Origin of the sequence: Mycoplasmopsis felis, assembly GCF_034647055.2 — a bacterium.
GTDB lineage: Bacteria > Bacillota_I > Bacilli_A > Mycoplasmatales > Metamycoplasmataceae > Mycoplasmopsis > Mycoplasmopsis felis.
Window position 1 is genome coordinate 517,157 of the sequence record NZ_CP141047.2, and the last position, 21,661, is coordinate 538,817.

A 21,661-nucleotide genomic window follows, 5' to 3' on the forward strand; every position below is an offset into this window, starting at 1 on the left:
CTCCATTTATTAAATGATTTATTAATTATAATTAATAAATATAATTATAACATTATATTTATATGTTACATTTTATGAAATATATCTATTTGATTATGTTGTCAAATTCCTAGATAGTGAAGTTTTGCATAATTTTGAGATTCTAAGATTACTTTATAAAATTCTTTTTGATATTTATCCTTAGTATAATAAGGTTGTTTGTAATTTGTATCTTGAATATAATGAACCCTTGCAAAACCGTTTTGAACCAAATTAAAATTAAGACTATTTTTAAAATAAAAATTATTGTCAAAATAACAAATAGAAACATATCTTTGATATTTATCCTTTTCTATTATTTTCATATATATTTCATTATTTAATTCACTTAATTTATTTTTCAAATAATTTTTAGCTAAATTTCCGTATTTATCTTCATATATAGCAAGTTCTTCATTAACAGAATCTTTTTTTATTTCAGGAGTATCAATTCCATATAATCTAATAATGTATTTTTTATTCTTATTATCTATTGCATTTATAGTATCACCATCTATAACATTACTTATTTTAACTTTAATGAAACTATTTATATTATTGTTTTTAAAATATAAATAAAAAGATAATGAAGTCAGGAGAATGCTAAATAAAGTAATATTAAAAAATATAAATTTAATTTTTTTCTTATTCATATGTTTTTTATATATCTTTAATTTTTGTTAAAACAAAAAAAGTAAAAAAATATTTTGAAAAAAATTTTTAGTGTTATAATATTCAAGCAAACAAAAAAAGTTCTTTGAAAACTAGATATATACAAAAACATGACAGTCAATTTTTTCGAGAGTTTGATCCTGGCTCAGGATGAACGCTGGCTGTGTGCCTAATACATGCATGTCGAGCGGAGTTCTTTTAGGACTTAGCGGCGAATGGGTGAGTAACACGTACTTAACGTACCTTTTAGTTTGGAATAACGGTGAGAAATTATCGCTAATGCCGGATACTTTTTTATTTCACATGAGATTTAAATAAAAGGAACTTCAAAGTTTCACTAAAAGATCGGGGTGCGGAACATTAGCTAGTTGGTAGGGTAAAGGCCTACCAAGGCGATGATGTTTAGCGGGGTTGAGAGACTGATCCGCCACACTGGGACTGAGATACGGCCCAGACTCCTACGGGAGGCAGCAGTAGGGAATTTTCCACAATGGGCGAAAGCCTGATGGAGCGACACAGCGTGCAGGATGAAGGCCTTCGGGTTGTAAACTGCTGTTATAAGGGAAGAAAAAATATTATAAGAAAAGATAATATCTTGACGGTACCTTGTCAGAAAGCAACGGCTAACTATGTGCCAGCAGCCGCGGTAATACATAGGTTGCAAGCGTTATCCGGAATTATTGGGCGTAAAGCGTCTGTAGGTTGTGTGTTAAGTCTGGCGTCAAAACTTGGGGCTCAACCCCAAATCGCGTTGGATACTGGCATGCTAGAATTGTATAGAGGTTAGCGGAATTCCTAGTGAAGCGGTGAAATGCGTAGATATTAGGAAGAACACCAACATGGCGAAGGCAGCTAACTGGGTACATATTGACACTGAGAGACGAAAGCGTGGGGAGCAAACAGGATTAGATACCCTGGTAGTCCACGCTGTAAACGATGATGATTAGCTGATAGAGAATCTATCGGCACAGCTAACGCATTAAATCATCCGCCTGAGTAGTATGCTCGCAAGAGTGAAACTTAAAGGAATTGACGGGGATCCGCACAAGCGGTGGAGCATGTGGTTTAATTTGAAGATACGCGTAGAACCTTACCCACTCTTGACATCTTCTGCAAAGCTATAGAGATATAGTGGAGGTCAACAGAATGACAGATGGTGCATGGTTGTCGTCAGCTCGTGTCGTGAGATGTTCGGTTAAGTCCTGCAACGAGCGCAACCCTTGTCCTTAGTTAAATATTCTAGGGAGACTGCCCGAGTAATTGGGAGGAAGGTGGGGACGACGTCAAATCATCATGCCTCTTACGAGTGGGGCAACACACGTGCTACAATGGATGGTACAAAGAGAAGCAATACGGCGACGTTGAGCAAATCTCAAAAAACCATTCTCAGTTCGGATTGTAGTCTGCAACTCGACTACATGAAGTCGGAATCGCTAGTAATCGTAGATCAGCTACGCTACGGTGAATACGTTCTCGGGTCTTGTACACACCGCCCGTCACACCATGGGAGCTGGTAATGCCCGAAGTCGGTTTTGTTAACTACGGAGACAACTGCCTAAGGCAGGGCCGGTGACTGGGGTGAAGTCGTAACAAGGTATCCCTACGAGAACGTGGGGATGGATTACCTCCTTTCTACGGAGTACAAGTTACAATTCATTTTAGTAACATTACACTTTATATGACTATTTAAATTTAATAAATGTTATGTGCTTTTGATAATAGTCCAAAAGATATATCTAGTTTTGAGAGAACTTTCTCTCATTTGTTCTTTGAAAACTGAATAGTAAAGATAAATTAATATAACAACGACATCAATAAATAAATTAGTCAATTTGTTTTGTGATACCGAGTTAATTATTATATTAATATAATAATTTATTAAAATGTCTTTGAATACATCAACAATAGGTAAATATTGATAACTTTTAAATAAGTAAGAGTGAGTTGTGGATGCCTTGGGTCTGGAAGTCGATGAAGGACGTGATTACCTGCGATAAGCCTCGTGGAGCTGGATATAAGCTACGAAACGGGGATTTCCGAATGGGGAAACCTAGTTAGAGTAATTTCTAACTGCATTGGAATGAATATATAGTTCTAATTAGCGAGACACGTTGTGAACTGAAACATCTTAGTAGCAACAGGAAAAGAAAATAAATAATGATTCCATCAGTAGCGGCGAGCGAAATTGGAAGAGCCCAAACCAACTTAGTTGGGGTTGTAGGACTATCTACATAAAGTTACAAATTTTTATTATAGCAGAATAAGTTGGAAAACTGAAGCACAGAAGGTGAAACTCCTGTATGTGAAATAATAAGAACTTTTGATAGTATCCTGAGTAGGGCGGGGCACGTGAAACCCTGTCTGAATCTGCCGGGACCATCCGGTAAGGCTAAATACTAACCAGACACCGATAGTGAACTAGTACCGTGAGGGAAAGGTGAAAAGAACCCCGGGAGGGGAGTGAAATAGAATCTGAAACAACTTACTTACAATTAGTCAGAGGCCGTTAATGGCTAATGGCGTACATCTTGCAGTATGGACCGGCGAGTTATGTTAACATGCAAGGTTAAGCAGAGAAAAGCGGAGCCGCAGAGAAATCGAGTCTTAATAGGGCGTTTAGTATGTTGACATATACCCGAAACCATGTGATCTATTCATGAGCAGGTTGAAGTTTGGGTAACACCAAATGGAGGACCGAACCGTAGTACGCTGAAAAGTGCCCGGATGACTTGTGAATAGTGGAGAAATTCCAATCGAACTTGGAGATAGCTGGTTCTCCTCGAAATAGCTTTAGGGCTAGCGTGTGATGTTAAACTTTGGTGGTAGAGCACTGAATATGGAATGGCCGCGCCTAGCGGTACTGACTATAATCAAACTCCGAATACCATCGTGTATTGTCATGCAGTCGGAACCGGGGTGCTAACGTCCCGGCTCGCGAGGGCAACAACCCAGATCGTCGACTAAGGTCCCAAAATCGTGTTAAGTCAGAAAGGTTGTGAGATTTCATAAACAACTAGGAGGTTGGCTTAGAAGCAGCCACCCTTTAAAGAGTGCGTAATAGCTCACTAGTCAAGAGATCTTGCGCCAATAATTTAACGGGAGTAAAACACGATACCGAAGTCACGGGTACGAAAGTACGTTAGAGGAGCGTTCTTAATGCATTGAAGCTAGACTGTGAAGACTGGTGGAGCGTTAAGAAGTGAGAATGCCGGTATGAGTAACGATTTGTGGTGAGAATCCACAACGCCTATTGGGAAAGGTTTCCTGGGGAAGGTTCGTCCACCCAGGGTTAGTCAGGACCTAAGGGGAGGCTGAAAAGCGTACCTGATGGATAACAGGTTAATATTCCTGTACCACTTATATATGTCATGGAGTGACGGAGAAGGATAGCATAGCCCATTAATGGATTTGGGTGTAAATAACAACTGTAAAATATAGTTAAATGCGTGTTTTATAACCGGGAGTTATGATGCAAAGGTTTAACAGCTGAATTATGTGAATTCATACTTCCAAGAAAAGCTTCTAAACATTTAAAATATATATGTGCCTGTACCGAGAACGGACACACGTTCCCAAGATGAGTATTCTAAGGCGAGCGAGAAAACCAATGTTAAGGAACTCTGCAAATTAACCCCGTAAGTTCGCGAGAAGGGGTGCCAACTTTTTGAGTTGGCCACAGTAAATTGTGAGGGGCAACTGTTTATCAAAAACACAGCTCTCTGCTAAACCGCAAGGTGATGTATAGGGGGTGAAGCCTGCCCAGTGCCCGAAGGTTAAGTGGATGCGTTAGCTTATGCGAAGCGTTGAAATGAAGCCCGGGTGAACGGCGGCCGTAACTATAACGGTCCTAAGGTAGCGAAATTCCTTGTCGGCTAAATACTGACCTGCACGAAAGGCGCAATGATCTCTCAACTGTCTCAACATTGGACTCGGTGAAATTATGGTCCCAGTGAAAACGCTGGGTTCCCGCATCAAGACGAAAAGACCCCATGGAGCTTTACTACAACTTCGTATTGGAACTTGGCCTAACATGTGTAGGATAGGTGGGAGACTATGATACTAAGACGCTAGTTTTAGAGGAGTCAACCTTGAAATACCACCCTTGGTATGTTGAGTTTCTAACCTGCCACCGTTATCCGGTGGGGAGACAGTGCGTGGTGGGTAGTTTGACTGGGGCGGTCGCCTCCTAAAAGGTAACGGAGGCGTTCAAAGGTACACTCAATACGGTCAGAAACCGTATGTAGAGCGCAAAGGTAGAAGTGTGCTTAACTGCGAGACCTACAAGTCGAGCAGGTGCGAAAGCAGGACTTAGTGATCCGGCTGTACGTCATGGAACGGCAGTCGCTCAACGGATAAAAGTTACCCTGGGGATAACAGGCTTATCTTGCCCAAGAGATCACATCGACGGCAAGGTTTGGCACCTCGATGTCGGCTCATCGCATCCTGGAGCTGGAGTCGGTTCCAAGGGTTTGGCTGTTCGCCAATTAAAGCGGTACGCGAGCTGGGTTCAGAACGTCGTGAGACAGTTCGGTCCCTATCTGATGTGGGCGTTGGAATATTGATGAGAGCTGCTCTTAGTACGAGAGGACCGGAGTGGACGTACCGCTGGTGTTCCAGTTGTTCTGCCAAGAGCATAGCTGGGTAGCTAAGTACGGAAGGGATAACCGCTGAAAGCATCTAAGTGGGAAGCCTCCTCAGAGATAAGTATTCCCTTGAAATTCCTTGTAGACTACGAGGTTGATAGGATGGAAGTGTAAGTGTAGTAATACATTCAGCTGACCATTACTAATAAATTGATAGGTTTAAAAGTTAAAATGTATTCAGACATTTTAATGAATTATTAATTACTATTCAGTTTTGAAAGAACAAAGCCCTAATGGGCATTTTTTTATTTTATTTAATGTATATTAATGATTTACAAAAAAGCGAAAATTTAATATAATTAAAATATTATGTATAAATTCAAGATAGGTGTTGACTTGACACGTATTTCTAGATTTGAAAATAAAAATATTTTTTTTATTAATAGAATTCTTTCAAAAGAAGAAATTAAAGAGTTTGAAAAATTAAATAATGAAAAAGAAAAATCTATATTTTTAGCTAGATCTTGAGCAATTAAAGAAGCTATTTTTAAATCAGATAATAAATACTTTGAATTTAATAAAATAAATTTATACAAAAGAAATAAACGATGACACTTTAAAAATTTTAAGATTTCTATATCTTATGAAGATGATTATATAGTGGCATTTGTTGTTGGATAAAGGAATGTTATGAAAAAATTTTTTATCGATTCTAGAATTAAGTTATTATTTACTTTCCCAATATGAATAATTAGATTTATTAAAATAAATTCATTGAATAGGAAATACCGTAAAACACCAGGATTAATTACTAAAGAACAAAGATATAAATATATATTAAAATTAAGTAAAAAGATTTTGAATTTATATAATATTGATTTAACTGTTAATGGGTTAGAAAATTTACCTAATAAAGGTGGTGTTATTTTAACACCAAACCATAAATCTTATTTAGATGCATTAGCAATGATTGTGGCTTTAGAACAAACTAATCAAGAGTTTATTGATAATTTTAGAATTCCTACTTTTGTTGGAAAAAAAGAATTAAAAAAACAAAAAACTATTTATAAGGCTATGAATTTAATTGATTCATTTTTTATAGATAGGGGAAGTATTAAAGATTCTTTAAATACAATGAAGGATTTTTCAGAATTTATAAAAATAAATAAAACATATGGAGTTGTATTCCCAGAAGGAACAAGAATTAAACAAGAAGAATTAGGTGAATTCAGTTCTGGAGTATTCAAATTTGCTATAAATTCTTATGTAGATATTATACCTGTATCTATTAAAAACACTCTTGATTCATATTCCTTAAAAAGAAAATCAAGAAAAGAAGTTATTGTTTCTTTTTTACAACCACATAAAGCAAAAAATAATATAACAAAAGATCCAAATGCCATTTCTAATCAAATAAAACAAGAAATTACAAAGGATTTAGGAATAAATGGGTAAACTAAATTTAAACTATACATATGAACATACATTTAAATTAAATGATTTTAATGGTCCATTAGATTTATTATTAGAATTAATTAAAAATAAGAAAATTCATATAAAAGATGTTAATTTAATAGAACTAGCAACTCAATATATTCAAATAATAGACGAAATAAAAGAAATGGAAATAGATATAGCTGGTGAATATTTAGTAATGGCTGCTACATTAATCAATTTAAAAACTAAAATGATGTTGCAAGAACCTGGTGAAATAAATGAAGAAATAGAAGAAGAGAAAAAGTTATTTATTCAAGACTTAATTGAGTATGAACATTTTAAAAAAATTCGTGAAGCATTAAAAACATTTCAGAATGATAGAAACGATATATTTATAAAAAAACCAAGCAGTTATGATGAATATATTGTAGATGAAGATAACTCAAAATTAGACGGTCATTCTTCTCCATTAAAACTTATTAATGTTCTTAGAAAAATGTTTGAAAGAGTTTATGCTCAAAATCTAAGACAAACAAAAATTGAAAAATTTAATTTAACACCATCTGACCAATTTCCTTTCATTATAGAACTTTTAAAAAATAACGAAATTGTTACTTTTGAAATGGTATTTAATCAACCTTCATTAAATCATTTTGCTATAACACTAATAGCATTACTAGATTTATCAAGACAACAAATTTTAAAAATTAAACAAGAAGGTGAATATGGTGATATAACAATAACAAAAGGAGAAAATTTTAATGAAAGAAACTCATAAAGTTTTAGAAGCTATTCTGAACATCGAAGGTGAAAATGGTCTGAATTTAGAACAAGTTAAAAATTTATTCGATCTACAAACAACACAAGAAGCAAAAAAACTGCTAATGGATTTCCATAAAGAATATAACGAATTAGACCATGGACTAAAAGTTGTTAATTTTAATGACGTTTACAAGTTAGCAACTAGAGAATCAATTAAAAAATATATTGTTAAGTTCATTACTGTAAATAAACCACAAAGATTGTCAAATGCTGCAATAGAAGTGGCAGGGATTATAGCTTATAAACAACCAATAACAAGAGGACAAATTAATAAAGTTAGGGGAGCAGCATCTGACCAAGTTATTAATACCCTTTTAATTAAAGGTGTTATTGAAGAAGTGGGAATTTCTCCAACACCAGGTAGACCAGTTTTATATGGTATTACAAATAAGTTTTATGACCATTTTAAAATATCTTCATTACGCGATTTACCTAAAATGAATGATTTTAATTACATAGATGGTGTAGAAAATGAAACAAATGATTTTGATTTATTCTCAAGTCAAAGAGAAATAGATAATTAACGCTTAAAATAGCGTTTTTTATTTACTTATAATAAATTAGTTAATTTAAATAATGTATAATTAAATTTTATAAAAAGGAGTATAAAGTGTTTGAAATAAAAGCAACTAAAAATGATTCACAAAGAACAATTTTCAAAGTTATTTGTAAGTATTTAAATAATATACCAATTAGTAAAATAGAAAGTCTATTCAGAAAAAAGGACATAAAAATAAATGGTAATAGAAAAATCAATAAAGATGATAAAGTTAATGAAAATGACATTGTTGTAGTTTATGGTATTAAAGACTGAAAAAAAATAACAAACTTTAGCAAAATACCTTTTGATTTTAAAATAATATATGAAGATGATAATTTATTAGTTATTGATAAAAAAAATGGTGTTGAGGTTCATGGAACTGATGATTGCTTAGATTTACAAGTGCTTTCATATTTAAATTATAAACATAATGATAGTTTTATTCCAAGTCACATAGGAAGATTAGATAAGGAAACAAGTGGATTGATTTTATATGGGAAAAATTATATGACTGTATCAAAATTTAATAATACTCAATCACTTTTTACTAAAAGGTATATTTTTAAAAGTGATTTTAATGAATCTAGAAAAATAGTTGATTTATATTTTTATAAAGATAAAACAGGTAAAATCAAAGTTTCTAAAAATAAAACAGATAAAAGTAAATATGCACAAACTCTTTTATATACAGAAAATAATAAAAAGTATGCAGAACTAAAAACAGGACGAAAACATCAAATTCGTCTAACTTTAAAATACTTAGGCAAACCAATTTATGGTGATAAAAAATATGGTGGTAAAATCTCTGAAAGATTAATGCTACATTCATATTACATTAAATTAAATGGTTTAGATGGTGAGTTAAAATATCTTAATAATTTAGAATTTTATTCACATCCAAAATGATAGGAATTATAATGGAACAAATAACAAGAGAAAAATTAAAAAAAATAGTAAAAACATTAATGTTTGAGCCAACAGAAGAAGTAGTTGATAATATCTTAAAAAATTGATTAAAACTAGAAAAAGAAATTAAATGATTTGATAATTTAGACCTAACAAATATAGAACCTATGTCAAAAATAGATGAAGAATACTATATAGATTTTTTAAGAGAAGATGATTTCAATAATTTAGATTCAATAAATAAATCTGAGTTAATTAATAATGCACCACAAAAAAATAATGATTATGTAATTTTAACAAAGGTAGTAAAGTAATGAGAAAATTTATTAATAAAGGAAATTATGAATTAGCATACAATGAATTAAAAAATGATAATAATAATTCAGTATCATTTTTATATCCATATGCAAATAATGATTATATTCCTAACAAATTTTTAAGTAATGTTGTATTAACTATCAAAGATAATTATGCAACAAAAGAAAGTAAAACTAAAGCTTCATCAAAAATATTAGAAAATTTTACTCCTTATTATAATGCAACGATTCTAAACAAATTATATGAAAATGGAGCTTTAAAAATAGCAAAAGTTCATCTTGATGAATTAGCATTAGGGGGAACAGGAACACATAGTGCATTTGGTATTATAAAAAATCCTAAAAACCAAGAATATTATGCTGGTGGTTCATCTTCTGGTTCTGTTGCAACATTTACTAAAAACATAGGTATTGCTTTAGGTAGTGATACAGGAGATAGTGTAAGATTGCCAGCTAGTTATAATGGTATAGTAGGATTTAAACCATCTTATGGAGCTATTAGTAGATATGGATTATTTGCTTTTGCTTCTTCTTTAGACACAGTTGCTTATTTTACTCATAATGTTAATGATTGTATATTAGTAAGTCAAGCAGTTTTTGGTAAAGACACAAAAGATATGACATCTAAAGATATTGAAATTTCTAATGTAATTAAAACTAAACCTAAAAAAATAGTTATGTGAGATTTTTCTGATTTTTGTGAAGATTATGTAAACCAAAAAATGGATGAATTATTTAAAAAATTAAATGATCAAGGAATAATAATAGAAAAAATAAAACCTAATATTGATATTTTAAGAACAATTAAACCTGTTTATCAAGTTTTATCATTTTCTGAAGCTAGTTCAAATTTATCAAATTTAACTGGTGTTTCTTTTGGGAATAGAGTTGACGGTTCATCTTGAGAAGAATTAATGTTATATACAAGAAGTAATAATTTTGGAAAAATGGTTCAAGAAAGATTATCATTAGGTAGTTATTTTCTATATTCAAACAATATAGAAGAAATCTTTTTTAAAGCACAAAAAGTAAGAAGATTAATTAAAAATTATTACACTAAGTTGCATAATGATTATGACATAATTATTTTTCCAGCATTTGGGGGAATTGCTCCAAAATTCAATGAATTAAAGGAATACGGGGTAATGGATTATATCTTAACTGGTGCTAATTTAGTTGGTAATCCATCAATTACTATTCCTTTATCAAAATATCAAAATATGCCTTTCTCACTAGCAATCGAATCTAAAATATATTCAGATGAAAAATTGTTAGGTTATGCTGAATATATAGAAGAAATTATAGGAGAAATAAATGAATAATTTTGAAGTTATCATAGGAATTGAAATTCATATTGAATTAAATACAAAAACAAAAATGTTTTCTAGTTCAGAAATCAATTTAAGTGCCTTACCAAATACTAATGTAAATCAAATAGATTTGGGTTACCCAGGAACTTTACCTTTAGTAAATAAACAAGCTGTAAAACATGCATTATCTTTTGCTAAAGCATTGAATATGGAAATAGACACAGTTTTATGTTTTGATAGAAAAAACTATTTTTATCCCGATTTACCTAAAGGTTACCAAATAACTCAATATTTTAATCCGATAGGAAAGAATGGTATTGTTACAATTCAAGTTGATAATCAAACAAAAAATATTGAAATAGAAAGAATTCATCTAGAAGAAGATACAGCAAGACAATATCATACAGAACTAGGGACTATGTTAGATTATAATAGAGCAGGTGTGCCATTAATTGAAATAGTAACTAAACCAGTAATTAGAAGTTCAAATGAAGCAGTAGCATATGTAGACATGATAAGAAAAATAGTTCAATCGTTAGATATTTCTGAAGGAAAATTAGAAACTGGTTCATTACGTGCTGATATCAACATTTCTCTTAGACCATACGGAACTAAAAAGTTTGGTACAAAAGTTGAAATAAAAAATATGAATTCATTATCAAATATTAAAAAAGCAATTGAAAACGAGATAAAAATTCAAAGTCAAGCAATACTAACAGATCAAATTATTTTGCAACAAACAAAAAGATTTGATGATCAAAAACAAGAAAATATAGTAATGAGAACAAAAACTGATACAGTTGATTATAGATATTTTCCAGAACCAAACATTCCTTTAATTAAATTGTCTAATGAATTCATAAATTCCATTAATATTAAAGAACTACCACTACAAAAACAAGAAAGATACCAAAAAAACAATATTCAACAAATTTATATTAATAGTTTATTAGACGATATAAAATTAGCTGATTACTTTGATAGCATTCCTTATCCAGACAAAGAAAAATTATCCAAAGTATTTTTTGCTGAAATAGTATCTTTAGCAAATGCAAAAGGTATATTAGCTTATGATTTGGGAATCGATATTAATCACATATCTCAATCAATAGAATTACTAGATAAAGAAGTCATCTCAGGAAAATCATTAAAAAAACTAATACCTTTATTAGTTAATTATTCAGGTGACATTGATAATTTACTTGAAGAACATAATTTAAAACAAATCACTGATGTAAAATTGATTAATGAATTATTAATACAAATTATAAATGATAATCTAAATTTAGTTTCTGAATATCCGATAAGACAAGAAAAAGTAGTTAAATTTGTTTTAGGAACCTTAATGAAAAAAACAAACGGACAAGTAAATCCGATTGTTTCAAATGACTTAGCTATTAAATTACTAAATGAAAAATTTAAATAATAAAATATTAAATTATAAAAAAATAACCAAAAGAAAAGTTCCTAAGATAATATATAAAGAATATTATGAAAATATAATTCCGAGAAACCCTTTTGTTTTTCTAGAAAAAATTTATGAATTTTTTATCAAAAGTATAATTAGTATTTTTGCTAATATTTTAATAATATCAAGAACTGAAAACGCAAAAATAAAAAGAAAAAGAGTAATACTCAACATATTTGAATTATTTAATTCAAAACAATATAATTTTATTTGATTATCAATAACATTTTATATGTTAATTTCATTTGTTGCTGTAATCTTCATTGTTAACTTTTTAAATTTAGTTATAAATGATAATATTACAACATTTAAAAACTTAGTTTCTAATTTAGTTAAAAAACAAGAATTAAACACTCAATATAGCACTTTTCAATCGTTATTTAATAATATTGTTTTTAATAAATTTATTCCAGGTGGTGAGATTTTTTTAAGTTTAGATGAAATAGATGTTAGTTCTAATTTTAAATTATACTCATGAATTCCGGGTTCAGTTATTGCATTACCTTCTTTATATATATCAGCAGGAGGATATGGGAAATTAGTTACTGCTTTTAATACAATTTATTATCACAAAAAGACAGGAACATTTATAGGAAATAAACTTAAAGGTTTGTATTTAGTGTTAGGAATATCGTTTTTATTATGATTTTTTTCTACCTTATATATATTTAGTCAAGCTTCAATTTATAACAATCATCAGACTTTATCTTATGGTTTGAGTGATTTTGCTTATTTATCATTTATTATCTTATTCTTTGTTTTTAGTTTTTTATTTTTGTTTAAAGAAGGTCCATCATTTAAATTAAGTTATAAGTCAATATATAGAGGAGTTTTCGTTTCTTTTTTACCCTCTCTTTTTTTAGTTATTATTTATACATATTTAAACAAAATTTTAAATTATTATAAATATGGTGCAGCAGTAGGTTTCTTTTTTAGTATAGGTTTTTTTATTAACTGATACGTATATTTTATGTTTTTAGGGATTGTATTTAATAGTTCATATTATAAAAGTTATGTCAGTTCACATACAATACCCAAGAAAATTTATTCACTATTTGTCTTTTAAAACACTTTAATAAGTGTTTTTACTATTTTATAAAGGGGGGTTGTATATGAACATGTATTCATCATATAAAGAAATTCAAGAAAATCTAAATAATTGTAAAATAAAGAACTTTGATTTTAAAAAAAACTAGAATATATGAATATTTATTGAAAAATAATTTTGATATAAACAAAATATATAAATAAAACTTTACATCAATGTGCATGAAAAATAATCCAACTCTAATAAGGATTAGAAATGATAAATTTTTATTATGTGCATCAAATAAAGAACAGTCTATATTAATAGTTTCTATAAAAATTAATAACAAAATTATTACACTTATCTTTTATTCTAAATCATTTTATGGATACAACTTCAGTACACAATCTTCAAACTCATTTATTACTTTTGATTTCTTTAAGCATTTGATGAACAATTTTCAATATATTGAAAATGATACAGTCTTAAATTATTATTTGCAGAGCAAACAAAAGATAAAGTATTTATTTTATATAACAGTAAATAATAATTTTGATGAAAAAATCTTTAAAAGATTTATTAATGATATTGATAGTATGGAATTAAATTCCTATGGTGATAATTTAAAAAATAAGTATGTTCCGATAATTTCGAAAACCATTACAAAAGAAATAAGGGAATATTGAAATAATAAGTGTGCAATGTTTTATTCATTAAATAAAGATTATAGATGTCCTATAAAAATTTTTGTTGAAAAATTATTAGAAAAATATGAATTAAATTACACTGATATTCATCATCTTATTCCTAAATATTATTTTTTGAATTATTATGATTTATTAAAAGATATACCAAACTGACAAATTATACATTCTAAATTAAACTTAATACCTTTGTGTTCGATTTGCCATCAAGGAATACATAAATCACTAGTGCAAAACGATTCTAATAATTTATTAACGAACATAATAATTAATGAGTTAATAAATTTAAAAACTTTATTAAAAAAAGACATAAAGATTTTTATAAACTTTTTAACAAATAATACAGATATACAAAACTTAGAAAACTTAATAAAAGAATACAAGAGGATAGAATGAAAAAAATAATAGTGTGAGATTTATTTGGTGGTGGACAAAACTCAGTTTTCAATTCAATTAATAATGATCCTAAACTAAAGGAAAAATTTGAAGTACATACATGAGATATCACTGAACCTACAAGAGAATTTCATTATAAATTGGATTTAGCTTCTGATAACATAGTGGAATTATTTAAAAAATATCCCAAACCAGACATTATTGTAGCAAGTCCTCTATGCCAAAGTTTTAGTTGTGTTTTAACAATGAAAGGTGGTGGAACACCTTTTTGGAAATTAAACTAAGATAAAACAAAAGTAATTGAAAGAACAGTAGAAGAGTTTGAACAATTAAAATCGGGTTTTCAAAAAAATTAAAATCAGATGTGCAATTATTTATAAAAAGATTAGGTGAAAAGTGTATTAATAATACAATAGAATTAATTAAATTTTATAAACCAAAATTCTTTTATATAGAAAATCCAAAACAATCTATGATGTGAAAATATATAATATTAAATAGAACTGATTTTCATAATGAAAATCATTATTTAAATGAAGCTAGTTATGGAAAATATGGTTTTCTAACTACAAAAGCTACATATTTTTATAGCAACGTTAAACTAGAATTAAAAAAAGGGAAAATAGAACCTCCTTATACTATAGAAATAATAGATGGACAAAAATATTATGTATTAAAAGATGATAAAACAGTAAAATTAAGAAGAGATTTAGACAGTCGAATGATAGGGCTTGCCTCCATAAATAAAATGATTAAAGCACGTAAAGCAAAAAGCGGTATGGGGGTTTAGATTTTGTTCAACGTTCAAAAACACCAACACAAAAAAATAAAATGGTAAATGAACAAATATGTGAAGCAGGGCCTGCTTCTGCTATTCCTTATGATTTAATCTCAGATATATTTAATCAATTGTTAATAGCATATAAAAAATAAATTTCTAATATTTAATTATTTTAATGAGGTACTATGAGCAAAAAAATAAAAATTTCAATAAAAGATATCAATAACTATGAATTTTATATCCAAGAAAATGCACAAGCAGGTGATTATATAGATTTAAAAGATTTTTTAAATTTAAATACAAGTGCAATTACTGAAATAATAAGTACAATTAAGTCAAATTTTTCAGATGCAGAAAAAGAAAGTTTAAAAAATAAATATTATGAGGAATTTAAAGAACAATATTCTAATAGTGTTTTAAATAGTAAAGAGTATTTAAATTTAAAAGAACAAAAAATAAAAGAATTAAATGAATTGCAAAATAATTTAAGACAAGAATATGAATTAAAAAAAGAAAAAGATATTGTAGAAGTTATAAAAAAAGAACAACAAAGATTTAATGAACTTCTTGAATCGAAAACAGAATCAATTGAGGTTAAAACAAAAGAATCCTTTTTTGAATTAGAAAGAAAATTAAATAAAGAAAAAGATGAATTAAATCAAATCATTAATAAATTAAAACAAGAAAAAGAATATTTAAATCAAATTAAATCTAAAGAAATAGATAATGAAAAACTTATTTTAGAATCTAAGTTTAATGAAGAAAAACAAAGACACCAAAAAGAAAAAGATGAATTAAATCAAATCATTAATAAATTAAAACAAGAAAAAGAATATTTAAATCAAATTAAATCTAAAGAAATAGATAATGAAAAACTTATTTTAGAATCTAAGTTTAATGAAGAACTTAATAAAAAAGAAAATGAAATAAAAGAAAAACAATTAACAATCCAAAATTTAAACGAAAAAATCGATTTAAAAAACCAAGAGAGTCAAAAATTGTCAAAAGATTTAGAAGAAACAAAGAATCAACTTGAAATCACTAACAAATCCAGAAGATTTAATTCAACTAAAGAAGTTGGTGAAGTATATGAAGATCATCTAATGAATTTATTAAATGAAGCATTTAGTTTAGACGAATTAGTTGTATTTCATAAAGCAAATCAAATCATAGAAAATAATAAGCCAGATTTTGAAATAGTTTTTTACAAAAAAAATATTCATAATAAAAAAGAACCAATCGGTTCTATAATAATAGAAGCAAAAAATAAATCAACTGAAACCGGAACAAAAAAGAATGAAGATTTCATCAGTAAACTTAACAAAGACAAAATAAACTATAAAGCAGATTATGCTATTTTGTCAACAGAATTAAATCCACAGGAAGAAATATTTATTAAAAGAGTTCCAAATTTTGATGATATTTATATTGTAAGATGAGAAAATTTAATTAATTTAATACGATTATTAAGAGAAGTCTTGTTAAAAAAATCTGAATTAATAATTTCGCAAATTGAATTTAATAATAAAGAATATATACTGAATGAATTTAATAAATTTGTTCAAGATAATATAGAAAAAAATATTAATATTGTTAATGCAAAAATAGATTCAATTTCTAACACTGCTTTATCAATAGAACAAGAAGCAAAAAAAATATATGATTTAATTGATGAAATAAAAAGAAATAGTTTCAAAAAACTAAATAACACCTTTGAGAAATTTAAAAATTCTCAATTTATTAAGCAAATTGATAAGTTAGAAAGAAATGAATTAGAATCTTATAAAGACAAAGAAGAAACAGAGGTTCAGGTAATAATAGATGAAGAATAATATTACTTGAAACGTTTTTAAAAAAGTGTTTAGCAATAATCCTGCTTTAATTTGGACACCAAAAAATTTTGTTAATTTAATTCAAGAAGAATATTTTCTAAAATATAAAAAAGAAAATATTCTTTCTAATGATATAGACGAAGAAAACAGTGATGAAGCTTTAATTGATTTTGAGATTTTTGAAACTTTAAATAATAATTCAATTCATGAAATTAATTTAGAAATAAATGATGTTTCTGAAAGTTATATAAAAGTAGCAAAAGATAGTTATGATAGATATTTATTAGATGCAACTAGATGATATATTAATAAATATGGTTTTAATTCAAATGAAATTGAATATATATCTAGCAAATCAAATTGAGAAACTAGGCATATTCAAACAATGAATGCTTTTGACAAACCAAATATTAATTTAGTGGTGAACGGAAATTTATTGTGAAATCAAAAAGAAATAAATTATAATGCTCCATTCTTTATTTTTGATAAAAAAAATAGTAAATTAGTTTTACTTAGTTATACAACTAGAATTAAATATGAGTTTTTTTCTAAGTTCTTTTATTATTTTAATATTTTTAAAAAAAATAATTTAATAATTAAAGATATGTCGGTTGTTTTAATTAATCCATATACTAAAATACTAAATAAAACTAAAAAAAATTATATAGATTTTTATGAAGGATTTAGTTCAGTATACACTAAAACAATATCTAAAAGCACAAGTAAGAAAGCAAATGAAAATCAAATACTTATTGACCAGTGCATAAAGAAAACAGGTGATATTTTATTGTTAAAAAAACACGGATATGATAAGAAATCTGAATATAATTTTTATAATAGTATAAAAAGAAATCAAATACCTTGTTTTTCTATTTCTTCAGATTTTGAAAAATGTCAAACAGAAATGTTTGATGGTGATATTTTTAACCTGAAGTGATTTTTGAAAATACCAAAAAAAACACATAACAAAGAATATTATGATTTTGATTATTACATAAAAATAATAGAAAAATCATTTACTGAATTTTATGAAAACACAAATTTTGGTGCTATTAAATATTTTGCTTCCTTTGATGAAGAGTCAATTATTCAAGAAATAAATAATTGACTTGAAAGTAACAGATTCATTTATAAAGTAAAATCGGATAATTATTATATAAATGAAAGTTCATCTTTAAACAAAGAAGAAAAAAATGAACTTTTAAAATTATTTATAGGACAAAATTTTGAAGAATTATCTATGTCTTATTTTTCTAATAATGAAAAAAATAATTTAGTTTCAATGGAAAATAAAATGTTAATTTACAAAGAAATAGATAATTTTTTTCATATTGATGCATTGAATATACTCATAAAATTACACAAAAAAAATGCAAGAATTTGTTGATATGATTATGAAGGTTTTTCAGATTTATATCCACCAATGAATAGAATTGCCCCATACAACCAACTTGTAAACCAAGTTTCAGTTATAATAACAAAAAATGGAATAGAAGAATCTGTTGAAAATTTAGTTATAGATACCAAAAATATAAGTTGTAAAGATTTAGTTAAAATAATCCAAACTATTTATAATAATAAACCTGATTACTTTGTTGTTTATAATAAAAATTATGAAAATACAAGAAATAAAGAAATATCTAAATTAGTTTCATATGAATTTTTTAGTAATAAAGAATTTCAAACTTGGTTTTTAACTCAATATAATAATATAAGTGATTTTACAAGCATTATTACATACATAAACAACAATACCATAGATTTAGCTGATTGCTTTAGTCATAAGAAAAATTTGAATATCGATATAAAAAACTTTATTAGTTTTTATGAAAAAGAAAATCTTATAAAAATTAAACCTAATAGTTTAGATTTTTATAATAAAAACATAACTTATAATAAATCTTTAATTCATATTAACTTTTTAAAATATTTTTACTCGATTAAAAAAATTGAAAAATACATAACTCATATGAATTTTGACTTAAAAACAAAGATAACACCTTATAATGAATTAGTTATTCAAAAAGGTACAATGGCAATGGAAGCGGCCATTTTAAGATATTTGGGAGCAACTAATGATGCAGTATGAATCAATAATATTGTTCCTGAATTAAAAAAATACTGTGAAAATGATGTTAGAGCAATGATTATGGTATATGAGTTTATTATGTATTTATTTAGAACAAAATTTAAAAACATTAATGAATATGAATACAAATTAACTGAAATAGAAAATAACAAATACACTTTCATTGATGATGAACTTTTTCTTGAAACAAATTAAAATATAAATAATTATTAAAATAATTTTAAATAATTCATTTAAAACTGTGTAGGAATATAAATGAATAATAAAATAAATAAAATGAAACCTTTTTTTACCTTTAGAAAATATTACTTTTGATACATTATAACAACCAATTCACGAGCATCCTGTAATTATTTTTTATGATGAATATACTGAAAGATATTGATATTTGAAAGCAAGAAGCAAGTATGATAGAAATGGTAATGTTAAAGTAAAATACAGAGGGTAAATAGAAGTTCCGAGAAATAAATGGAAAAGGGATGACATTCTCTTTCTAAAAGATTCGTATATTGCACAATAAAGGCGGACAAAAAAGCTAACATTACCATGTTAACTTTTTTGTCCGCCTTTAAAATACCTGATTTTTATTAAAAACGGGCATTAGTCTGAAAGTTTAAAATCCATTAATAAAATCTTTTATTTTTTTTTGATAACCCAGAAAATGTAAGTTTTTGACAAGTTTGATTAAAGTTTGGGAATATTTCACTCTTTAAAGTTGAAAAGAAATATTCAACTTTTCTATTATCTAAACTATTTCCTATTAAAAACACTTCAATGAATTTGAAGTGTTAATATTTTAGAAGTTATTTTATATTTAATTGATAACTATCTAATTACCAAATTGAGAATGATATAAATTAGTGTAAAAACCATTTTGATCTAATAATTCTTGGTGAGAACCAGATTCTATTATTTTTCCTTCATTTACAACTAAAATTAAATCAGCATTCTTAATAGTGCTTAATCTATGAGCAATAACAAAACAAGTTTTATGTTGCATTAAATACAACATACTTTTTTGAACAATTCTTTCTGTACTTGAATCTATATTTGATGTAGCTTCATCTAATATTAAAATATTTCTATTTGATAATATAGCGCGTGATAATGACAACAATTGTCTTTGACCTTGTGAAATATTCATTCCATTATTTTCAATTAAAGTATCATAACCATTTTCCATATTTTGAATAAAATGGTGCGCTTGAGTTAATTCAGTTGCTTGATTAATTTCTTCAAAAGAAACATCGGGATTAGTTATTTTTAAGTTTTCTAGTATTGTTTCATTAAATAAAAATGAATCTTGTAATACTATTGTTAAAATATCTCTTAAATCATCTGAATTAATTTCTTTTAACTCATTTCCATCTATTCTAATACTTCCTTTTTCATAATCATAATATTTTGTTATTAAGTTAATAATGGTAGTTTTACCTGCACCTGTTGGTCCAACAATAGCAATTACTTTACCTTGTTCTGCCACAAAGGAAGCATTTTTTAATTGGTATTGTTCTGAATATTCATTATATTTAAAATAAACATTTTCAAATTCTACTTTACCTTTTACTGATTTATATTCTGTTAAATTAGTATCATAATTTATTTTTTTTCAAGCATAAAATCCAAATAAGTCTTGTTTATTAGTTTCTATGTAACTATTAGATTTTTCATCATATTTTATTTTTACTATTCTAATTTTTTCGTTTTCTCTATTCACTTCTTTTGAAACAAGAATTTTCATTACTCTAGTAGTTGAAGCAATACCTACTTGTAAACTAAATATTGTTCCAAGTGCAGCTTGAGTAGGACCTATAAAGTTTCAATTAAGAGAAATAAAAGTAAAAATTAGTGCAGCAGTAGCTTTTCCATTAGAATCAGCACCTAGACCTGGTATTCCTAATACACTTCAAGAATTTAAATAAAATAAAGCAGAAATTACAGTGATAATTAATATAATTGAATTTGAAATAACATAATATATAGTTTCAAAACTACGCACTATGATATCACCTTTAAATGAAATATCCCTAATTTTTTTAGTAATAGATTGTAATTGTTTATATATAAAATCTTGTTGATTAAACACATTTGTTACTTTAGTGTTTGATAGCATTTCTTCTACAAAAGCATTTAATTCTCCAAAAGTTTCTTGAACTTTTATAAAGTAAGGTTGAGATTTTTTTATTAGTAAAATGACACCAATAAACATCAATATAGATAAAGGTATAACAATTATAGTTAAAGCAAATGAAACAAATGACATAAACACTATAGATATTGTGATATTGAATAACGCATTAATTATTTGTGTAGAACTCTGGTATAAAGAGTTTGCAATATTATTAACATCAACTATTAAACTAGAAATTAAATCACCAGTTTTATTTGAATCATAATATGAAATTGGTAGTTTATGTAGTTTCTGAATTAAATTATTTCTCAATCTACTTGTTGCATTGAATGAAATTTTTACATACATTCTATTTTCAAGATATCTAAAAATTGCATATATCAAATAACTTATTAATAAAGAAGTAACTAAACCTCAAAACAGAGGTTCGTTTGCATCTAAAGGATTTACATCACCTTTTGCAATTGGTTCAAATATCAAGTTAACTATAAAACCTATTAAAAAACTTCCACCAATATATGCAATTGCATTGATTAGAGAAAAAATAAAAGAAATATAAAGAATTTTTTTGTCTTCTTTAATAAAAGAGAGCAAAACTTTTAAAGTTTTTATATTATTACTTTTCAA

At 27.1% G+C, this 21,661-nt stretch carries 16 protein-coding genes and 2 rRNA genes; 16 read left to right on the forward strand and 2 right to left on the reverse strand.

What is annotated here, in order from left to right; genetic code table 4:
* Window positions 1-65: 65 nt before the first annotated feature.
* The gene (locus tag RRG59_RS02215; RefSeq protein ID WP_036431256.1) at window positions 66-671 is read right to left on the reverse strand and encodes a thermonuclease family protein; all 606 of its coding nucleotides are present in this window, start codon (window positions 669-671) and stop codon (window positions 66-68) included.
* 141 nt (window positions 672-812) lie between these two features.
* Between RRG59_RS02215 and RRG59_RS02220 the strand changes: the two genes are divergently transcribed.
* The 16 genes from RRG59_RS02220 (at window position 813) to RRG59_RS02295 (ending at window position 19,098) form a co-directional block, all read left to right on the forward strand.
* A 16S ribosomal RNA gene (locus tag RRG59_RS02220) occupies window positions 813-2,322 on the forward strand.
* Window positions 2,323-2,613: 291 nt separating this feature from the next.
* Window positions 2,614-5,500, forward strand: a 23S ribosomal RNA gene (locus RRG59_RS02225).
* Together the 16S and 23S rRNA genes form the textbook arrangement of a ribosomal RNA operon.
* A gap of 142 nt (window positions 5,501-5,642) precedes the next feature.
* Window positions 5,643-5,954, forward strand: coding sequence for a 4'-phosphopantetheinyl transferase superfamily protein (locus RRG59_RS02230; protein ID WP_036431352.1), 312 nt, complete (start codon window positions 5,643-5,645; stop codon window positions 5,952-5,954).
* A 9-nt stretch (window positions 5,955-5,963) separates the two neighbouring features.
* A complete protein-coding gene (locus RRG59_RS02235; protein ID WP_322900775.1) occupies window positions 5,964-6,728 on the forward strand; it encodes a lysophospholipid acyltransferase family protein in 765 nt (254 codons plus the stop codon).
* A complete protein-coding gene (locus tag RRG59_RS02240; RefSeq protein WP_036431346.1) occupies window positions 6,721-7,488 on the forward strand; it encodes a segregation/condensation protein A in 768 nt (255 codons plus the stop codon). The genes RRG59_RS02235 and RRG59_RS02240 overlap by 8 nt, the downstream gene beginning before the upstream one ends.
* Window positions 7,472-8,056, forward strand: coding sequence for an SMC-Scp complex subunit ScpB (gene scpB / locus RRG59_RS02245; protein WP_036431344.1), 585 nt, complete (start codon window positions 7,472-7,474; stop codon window positions 8,054-8,056). The genes RRG59_RS02240 and scpB overlap by 17 nt, the downstream gene beginning before the upstream one ends.
* 86 nt (window positions 8,057-8,142) lie before the next feature.
* Complete coding sequence (locus RRG59_RS02250) at window positions 8,143-8,982, forward strand: RluA family pseudouridine synthase (RefSeq protein ID WP_161553073.1); 840 nt, start codon at window positions 8,143-8,145, stop codon at window positions 8,980-8,982.
* Between the two features lie 8 nt (window positions 8,983-8,990).
* The gene (locus tag RRG59_RS02255; RefSeq protein WP_161553074.1) at window positions 8,991-9,293 is read left to right on the forward strand and encodes a glutamyl-tRNA amidotransferase; all 303 of its coding nucleotides are present in this window, start codon (window positions 8,991-8,993) and stop codon (window positions 9,291-9,293) included.
* Entirely contained in the window at window positions 9,293-10,618 is a 1,326-nt protein-coding gene (locus RRG59_RS02260) for an amidase family protein (RefSeq protein ID WP_322901879.1), read from the forward strand. Before RRG59_RS02255 ends, RRG59_RS02260 begins: the two co-directional genes overlap by 1 nt.
* Window positions 10,611-12,032, forward strand: a complete 1,422-nt coding sequence (gatB, locus tag RRG59_RS02265; RefSeq protein WP_322901881.1) for an Asp-tRNA(Asn)/Glu-tRNA(Gln) amidotransferase subunit GatB — start codon at window positions 10,611-10,613, stop codon at window positions 12,030-12,032. Before RRG59_RS02260 ends, gatB begins: the two co-directional genes overlap by 8 nt.
* Window positions 12,016-13,140: a YhjD/YihY/BrkB family envelope integrity protein gene (locus RRG59_RS02270; RefSeq protein ID WP_322901883.1), complete on the forward strand. Its 1,125-nt coding sequence runs from the start codon at window positions 12,016-12,018 to the stop codon at window positions 13,138-13,140. The genes gatB and RRG59_RS02270 overlap by 17 nt, the downstream gene beginning before the upstream one ends.
* 203 nt (window positions 13,141-13,343) lie before the next feature.
* Window positions 13,344-14,210 (forward strand): hypothetical protein, encoded by an 867-nt coding sequence (locus RRG59_RS02275; protein WP_322901885.1) that lies wholly within the window; start codon window positions 13,344-13,346, stop codon window positions 14,208-14,210.
* Entirely contained in the window at window positions 14,198-14,485 is a 288-nt protein-coding gene (locus RRG59_RS02280) for a hypothetical protein (protein WP_322901887.1), read from the forward strand. Before RRG59_RS02275 ends, RRG59_RS02280 begins: the two co-directional genes overlap by 13 nt.
* A gap of 80 nt (window positions 14,486-14,565) precedes the next feature.
* Entirely contained in the window at window positions 14,566-14,991 is a 426-nt protein-coding gene (locus RRG59_RS02285) for a hypothetical protein (RefSeq protein ID WP_322901889.1), read from the forward strand.
* A 176-nt stretch (window positions 14,992-15,167) separates the two neighbouring features.
* The gene (locus tag RRG59_RS02290) at window positions 15,168-16,814 is read left to right on the forward strand and encodes a DUF2130 domain-containing protein (protein WP_322901891.1); all 1,647 of its coding nucleotides are present in this window, start codon (window positions 15,168-15,170) and stop codon (window positions 16,812-16,814) included.
* On the forward strand, window positions 16,804-19,098 hold the full coding sequence (locus RRG59_RS02295) for a UU173 family protein (RefSeq protein WP_322901893.1): 2,295 nt from the start codon (window positions 16,804-16,806) through the stop codon (window positions 19,096-19,098). Before RRG59_RS02290 ends, RRG59_RS02295 begins: the two co-directional genes overlap by 11 nt.
* 634 nt (window positions 19,099-19,732) lie before the next feature.
* Here RRG59_RS02295 and RRG59_RS02305 read toward each other — a convergent pair.
* Window positions 19,733-21,661, reverse strand: coding sequence for an ABC transporter ATP-binding protein (locus RRG59_RS02305; RefSeq protein ID WP_322901894.1), 1,929 nt, complete (start codon window positions 21,659-21,661; stop codon window positions 19,733-19,735).